Annotated in this window: 5 protein-coding genes; 1 reads left to right on the top strand and 4 read right to left on the bottom strand. The window is 72.1% G+C overall.

Annotated features, from left to right (window positions below; genetic code table 11):
• From AAHZ94_RS04600 to AAHZ94_RS04585, 4 genes are all read right to left on the bottom strand, one after another.
• Positions 1–576 (bottom strand): beta-ketoacyl synthase N-terminal-like domain-containing protein (locus AAHZ94_RS04600; RefSeq protein WP_349990719.1); only part of this gene is annotated, 576 nt, incomplete at its 3' end.
• Positions 573–1,730: a beta-ketoacyl-[acyl-carrier-protein] synthase family protein gene (locus tag AAHZ94_RS04595; protein WP_349990718.1), complete on the bottom strand. Its 1,158-nt coding sequence runs from the start codon at positions 1,728–1,730 to the stop codon at positions 573–575. The genes AAHZ94_RS04595 and AAHZ94_RS04600, both read right to left, overlap by 4 nt.
• Positions 1,731–2,456: 726 nt before the next feature.
• A complete protein-coding gene (locus AAHZ94_RS04590; protein WP_349990717.1) occupies positions 2,457–3,209 on the bottom strand; it encodes a recombinase family protein in 753 nt (250 codons plus the stop codon).
• A gap of 679 nt (positions 3,210–3,888) precedes the next feature.
• Positions 3,889–4,629 (bottom strand): helix-turn-helix transcriptional regulator, encoded by a 741-nt coding sequence (locus tag AAHZ94_RS04585; protein ID WP_349990715.1) that lies wholly within the window; start codon positions 4,627–4,629, stop codon positions 3,889–3,891.
• Positions 4,630–5,768: 1,139 nt separating this feature from the next.
• Here AAHZ94_RS04585 and AAHZ94_RS04580 point away from each other — a divergent pair.
• Complete coding sequence (locus AAHZ94_RS04580; RefSeq protein ID WP_349990714.1) at positions 5,769–6,515, top strand: GNAT family N-acetyltransferase; 747 nt, start codon at positions 5,769–5,771, stop codon at positions 6,513–6,515.
• Positions 6,516–6,557 lie beyond the last annotated feature (42 nt).

The raw sequence follows: 6,557 nt of genomic DNA, 5'->3' as shown, positions 1-6,557 counted from the left end.
GAACGAGGGCGATCTGATCATCGCGGCCGAAAAGGCCACCCCGTACGCCGCCGGGGCCTCCTCGGTCGCGGTCGCGAGGACCCGGTCGGCGCGCCCGGCCGCCAGCGCCGAGGCCGCGAACAGGACCGCTTCGAGCCCGGCCACCACCGGGTTGGTCAGCGTCACCGAGAAGGCGCGGCAGCGCAGCGAGATGGCGAGCTGGCTGGCCGGCATGTTGACCGAGAAGCCGGGGAGTTCGGCCGGGCTCATCCCGGCCGGGCCCTCCTCGCGGGCGATCTGGTCCAGGCGCTGGTGCATGGCGCTGATGCTGTGGTGGGTGCCGGTGGTGACGCCGACCCGCTCGGCCACCTGGTCCGCGGGCGGCGCGTCGCCGTGCCGGGTGCCCTGCGCCTCGTTGGCCGCGGCCAGCAGGTAGCGGGTGGCGGGCGTGAAGTACTTCCAGCCGCGCTTGCCGAGGAAGGGCACCGGGTCGAACCAGTCGGCGGGCACCGCGTCCGGCGCCTGCGGCCCATCCAGGTCGTCCAGCGTGCGCACGCCGGGCGCGACCATGCCGATGCCGGAGATGTACGCGTTCACGAGGCGGCTCCCAGAACCAGTGCGGCGTTGTTCCCCCCGAAGCCGGTGGCGCTGACCAGCACCCGCGGCCTGACCAGCGGCACCGGGCCGGCCAGCGGCACGGTCAGCGGGCACTCGGGGTCGAGCGTGGCGACGTGCGCGTTGGGCGGCACGCTGCCGTGCCGCAGCATCAGCGAGGCGGCCACACAGCCGAACACCCCGGCCGCGCCCGCCGTGTGACCGATGACGGCCTTGATCCCGTACGCGGGCACCTCGGCCACCGCCTCGCCCAGCGCGGTCGCGATGACCTGGCTCTCCACCACGTCGTTGACCGCGATCCCGGCCCGGTGCAGCACGGCGGCGCCCGGCGTGCCGGCCGCGCCGCCGAGCGCGTCGGCCACCGCGCGGCTGAGCTGCTCGCCGCCCGGCTCGGGAGCGGTCGGGTGGTGCCCGTCGCAGCTCCACCCGACGCTCTCCAGCGCGGCGTACGGCTGCGCACCGCGCGCCCTGGCGTGCGCCGCTGACTCCAGGATCACGGCCGCCGCGCCGTCGCCGGTGACCATGCCCTGCCGGTCGGCGTCAAAGGGCCGGCACAGCTCGGTGTCGAGCATCCCGAACCGTTCGAGTGAGGCCAGCGCGACGCGCGAGTAGCCGTCGGTGCCGCAGGCGATGACCACGTCCGCCTGTCCGCTGGTGATGAGCTCGGCGCCCCAGCTCACCGCGTACACGCCGGCAGAACAGGCGGTGCTCAGGCTCTGGTTCGGCCCGCCGAGTCCGTACGTGCTGGCGACCGCCGCCGACACCCGGTACGTCTCGGCGCTGCGGTCGGTCTCCGCCGCCCGGCCCTCCTCGGCCAGGTCGATGTCGCCCAGCGTGGTGCCGACGGTCAGGCCCGCGTCGGCCAGCGCCGCCGCGTCGAGCCCGGCGTCGGCGACGGCCTGCCCGACCGCCGTGCACGCCATCCGACTGGCCCGGCCGGGGAAGCGGCCGTCCGGGTCGGAGGGGAGCCGGTGCGCGTCCGGCACCAGGTAGACCGGCGGGTCGCTCGCGAGCCCGCAGTCCGCGGGCGCCGGCTCGGGCCGGTGCTCGGCCCGCAGCAGCCCCTCCCACAGCTCGTCCACCGTCCCGCCCAGGCAACTCACGGCGCCCAGACCGGTGATCACCACCTGGCTCATCCGTCCATCCCCCGTGGCTGTGTCACTGCGCTTCCTCTGCTTTCGGTGTTTCTGGCGTTTCGGTGTTTCGGCGTTTCTGCTGTTCCGGTGCTTCCGGTTCTGCCGGTGTTCGGTGCTTCCGGTGTTCCGGTGCTTCCGCGGTCACTTCGCCGGGTGGCTGGGTGGCTGGTCGCCGGTGGCCGGGTGAGTGGGTGGCTGGGTGGGTTGGACGGGCGGTCGGGGTGTTGGTCCTTGGGCCTGTTGGTCCTTGGGCCTGTTGGTCGGGCTGCGGATCGTGGCCCGACTCATTGCGGCCGGCGGCCCGCATTCCGCACCACCTGCGACCAACTGCCCTGTTCAGCACGCCAACACTGCTGACCTACACGTCAAACTTCGGCCAGGAAGTCACGGTTGGCTTGGACGGGTGACGGCGGCGTGGCTGTCTCCAGTGGCACACAGCGCGCCGCACGCCGGCCGCACCGCACCGCACCGGAGATCCGGCCCGGGACGCGTCATGCACGTCGCGCCCCGGGCCGGCCACCCCGTACGACATGACGCGTACGGGCCCACGGTTGTGACAACCGGCGTGCTCCCTCCCGAACGGAACGCCCCCGGCGCCCGGCTCCCCCGCTCCCGGCCCGTACGGGGACGGGGGCGGTGCGGGGCGAACCGGGGTGCTGCGCGGGACGGACCGTACGGGTGGACCAGCCGGGCCAGCGGCCGGTGGCGAGTCGTGCGGTGCGGGGGTCAGAGCGGCAGGGCGCCGCGCAGGACCGTGCCGTCGGGGCCGGCCGCCGCCTTGACCCGGAGCAGGCGTTCCGAGTCGTCGTAGACCATCCGCAACTCCATCGCACGGAACGCGTCCAGCCGGGCCCGGCCCTGGGGGGGGCGCAGCGCCGGCACCCGCCAGTGCGGCGCGGCGGCCGAGCGCAGCCAGGAGGTCAGCGGGCCGAGCACGGTCTGTTCCCGCAGGTAGACGTTGCGCGGGTGCTCGATCTGGTTGGCCGTGGCGTACTCGGCCGGGAAGCGGCAGCGGTAGTAGGGCTCCGCGTTGTTCCAGGTGCCCTGCATCAGCCGGTTGCAGCGGGCGCAACGCACCATGCCGCGCAGCGCGTACGCGCGGGCCGCTGCGCTGCCCGGGTCCGTCTCGGTCTTGGTGGTGCGGCGGGCGTCGAAGCGGTCCCGTACCCGCTCGAAGACCTCGCTGGGCAGCACCGGCGTGCAGACCGCCGCGCCTTTGCCGCAGCTACCGGCCGCCGCGTGCCCCGCGTAGCGCGGGTTGACCAGGATGGCGCGGACCGCGCTCTTGGACCAGGCGGCGACGCCGTCCCCGGTGCGCGGGCCGTGCGAGCCCGGGCTCGGCACCTCGTCGGCGGTCAGGCCCTCGGCGATGACCTGGAGGCCGCGATCCTCCAGGTACTCGTCGAAGATGCGCCGGACGACCGGTGCGGTCCGCTCGTCCGGTACGAGGCGCAGCCCGGTCCCCTCCGGGCCCGCCACGGCACGGTAGCCATAGGGCGGACGGCCCCAGATGCGGGGCCGCGTGCCCCGCCCGGAGGCGCTGTCGGCGTGCTTCCCAGCGGTACCGACGGCGGCCCGCTGGGACGGTATTCGGTCCCGTACTGGCGACGACAGATGCATGAAACTCCCCCGTAATCATGTGCGTCGTGAGGTCGTGGACGGCAGCGCGAAGGACGCGCGCCGCTCCGAAGGTGGCGTTCGGACGGTGACGTGTGGACAGTGCGTACGGCGCCCTCCGCCCCCTGCGGACCGCATCGTTGCGGCGTGCTGCCGGGTGTGGTTGGCGGTGTGGGCTCGATGGGCCTGACCAAGGCCCGCAGCGGGTGGGACCTGGCTTCCGGATGAGCCCGATCGACGTCTGTTCCCGCGGTGGCTTCACGCTAGGTCGGGCACTGCTCGTGACACAACGTGGAGTCCACAAGATGCCAGCGGCTAAACACGGTTCGGGTAGGCCGCGGATAAGTGGTGGCAAGTTGATGTCTCGACCCCGAACTGCGGTACAAGCCGCCCCACAAAAGCGGCGCACGATGCCCCGCATAACCGGAACAGGCTGCACCAAAAAAGCGGTACAGGTTGCACCACAGCAATGGAACAGAATGCCCCGGAGGGCCGCCACGCTGCACGTGACGGCCCTCCGGGGCAGGGACTGTGACGGGTCCTACAGCAGTCCCATCTTCAGGGTGTAGACACCGGCCTGAAATCGGGAAGTGGCCCCGAGCGCCCGCATGATTTCGGCGACCCGACGCCGGTAGGTGCGTACGGAAACCGACAATTCCCGAGCCGCTGCCTCATCGGTATAACCCTCGTAGAGAAAACGCAGGATGCGTGTGCCGGAGCCGCCGCGCAGGTACTCGCTTATCCGCTCGTATTCGGCGAGCGGTATGGACCGCCGCCAGCTACTCATAAACATGTCGTGGAGTGCCCGCACCACGACCGGAGCACGCACCAGCGATGCCTGCTTGTCGCCCGAATCGGGATCGGAGCGCACCAGCGCCACCCGGTTGTCGATAATGACGAGTCCGCGCTGCGACTCCCCCGCAAGGCGCACCTGTACGGACCCGCTCTCCTTGCCGACGCCCTCGAAGTCCGCGAGCCGGTGCGCCACGGCGACCTCGGGCGAACAGATGAGGCGGACCCGCACCGCGCTCCCGGTCCAGTCGCCGGCCAGCCCCTCCAGCGCGCCGGTCACCGCCTTGAGCCCGGTGGGCTGGGACGGCACGAGCACGCACACCGAGTACTGGGCGTGCGCGACCAGCCGGTCGAGCGCCTGCGCCGCGGTCTCCGCGTCCTCCGTCGTCACCAGCAACGACTGATCGAGCGTACGGACCTGGTGCCTGGTCACCACGGACTCGATCAGGGTCCGCACCTGGCGCAGCGCGTCGTCGACGTCGTCGACCACCTGGGACTGCGCGCGTGGGATATCTGGTAGCGGCGGCCGGCCCGGCGGGTCGGGAACCGCAGCAATCGTCCCAGAAGTCGACATTCTCACCCCGTTGAACAGCTAGGAATCCCTGCGAGTCGAGCAAGGACTCTCGACGTGGGGTAAACCCAGGGGTAAATTCGCTGTCAATACGCGACTTTCACGGCCGTCGATATTGGCGCACGCGGAACGCCGCACATCGACTGCGCGATATAAAATCGTGCGACCGCCCCCGTGGTAACCACACAATAGATCACTAAACCTACACGCCCACAACTTGCGAAGTCAACAAAATAGACAACCTTCGGGATTCAACAATAGTCGTCTAAAACTTCTATGGTCCGCGCCGCCGATCCGCCCCGCACCCCGCCCGAACCGTGACCGCCAGGTTCAGCGCGGATGACTCCCGGTGACCATTCGGATACTCCACTTCCATCCCCGGGCCCGGAAGTCGCTCCCCACTCCCCGGGCCCGAGTAGCCCCCCGCTCCAGAGCCCGGAAGGAGTTCCCCACTGCCGGGCCCGGAAGCCGTTCCCCTTCCCGTCCGTTATCCGAACCCACCCCCGCCTCCCGACCAAGCGCCCGCCGAGGACCCGCCCCGCTCGGTCGGCCCGGTCCGCCCGGTCGGCCCGGTCGGCCGGGGGAAGAAAAGCGGAGCGGGAAGAAGCACCGAAGGGGAGCGGAGAAGAGGGGCGCGGAGACACCGAAGAAATAGGAGCGAGGGGAACGGGTTCAAAGGACGAGGAGACGGTTTCGAAGGATGGAGGGGCGGGTCCGAGGAACGGCGGAAGGGAATCGGGCGGAGTGCGGCTGCGGGGGGCGCGCGCCCGCGCCACGGGGAACACGGCGGACCGGATGCAGCACTCGCCCCGCCCACGCGCACGCCCCCGGGCGCGCGAGGACGACCGCCCCGCCCCGGGTGTTTCGCCAACGCTCCGGCACTGCCACGATATGGCCCATCACACGGCGCGTTCGCGACGCGCCCGGCACCGTCGGTCGCCCCGCCGAACAGGCGTCAGCACCCGACGGATCGGCCCACGGGCCGACGACCCGCCGGGCCACCGGACGCGGCGGGGGACCACAGCCAGCACACGGGCGGTAGGGACGGGGAGGACTGCGTGGCCGAGGTGTTCCTACGACGGTTGACCAGATGGCAGGCCGAGCAGCAGCGGGAGGCGGTCGCCGACCTCTACGTCGCGACGTACCGCGAACTACCCGCCCCGGCCCCGGACGGCTCGCCAGCACCAGAACGACCAGATCGCACCCCGACCGACGGCAGCGCGAGCGGCGCGGGCCCGGCGGGCGGCGGGCTGACGGGCAGTGGGTCAACGGCGGGCGGCGGCCTCACCGGCAACCGCCTCGGCGGCGGGCTCGCCGGCAGCGGCCTGGTGGACCGCGACCGCCCGGCGGGCCGGTACGACCGGCGGGCCTTCCTCGACCGGTTCGAGGACCACACGGGCGAACCGGGCTTCGACATGATCATCGCCAGCACCCCGGCCCTGGTCGGCTTCGTCTACGGCTACCAGGCCGACCGGGCCCGGGCCTGGCACCCCGGCTTCCGCGACGGCCTGCCGCCGGAGATCGACGAACTGACGTACGCGAGCCCGGTCTTCACCATCGCCGAACTCTGCGTACTCCCCACCCACCGCCGCACCCGGGTGGCCACCCGCCTAGTGGACCAACTCCTCACCCGAGCAACGGGCCCCCTGGCCACAACGACCATCGACACCACCAACCACCCGGCCCACCACACCCTCACCCACTGGGGCTGGGCCCCCATCGGCCCCCTACTCCCCGACTCCCCACCCACGGATGGGGGGCCGGCCGGGGGCCGGGAGGCGTGGGGGCGACGGTTGGGCCGGTGAGCGGGCGACAGCCGTCGCCCCTCCCCCCCCTGCAACACAGAA

It is taken from the genome of Streptomyces sp. HSW2009 (assembly GCF_040240285.1).
Lineage (GTDB): Bacteria > Actinomycetota > Actinomycetes > Streptomycetales > Streptomycetaceae > Streptomyces.
The sequence above is the reverse complement of the archived record's forward strand: the minus strand, read 5'-3'. Positions and strand labels throughout refer to the sequence as shown.

Coding starts and splice junctions, on each gene's coding strand:
- AAHZ94_RS04595 (WP_349990718.1), bottom strand. CDS start 1,730: ATGAGCCAGGTGGTGATCACCGGTCTGGGCGCCGTGAGTTGCCTGGGC.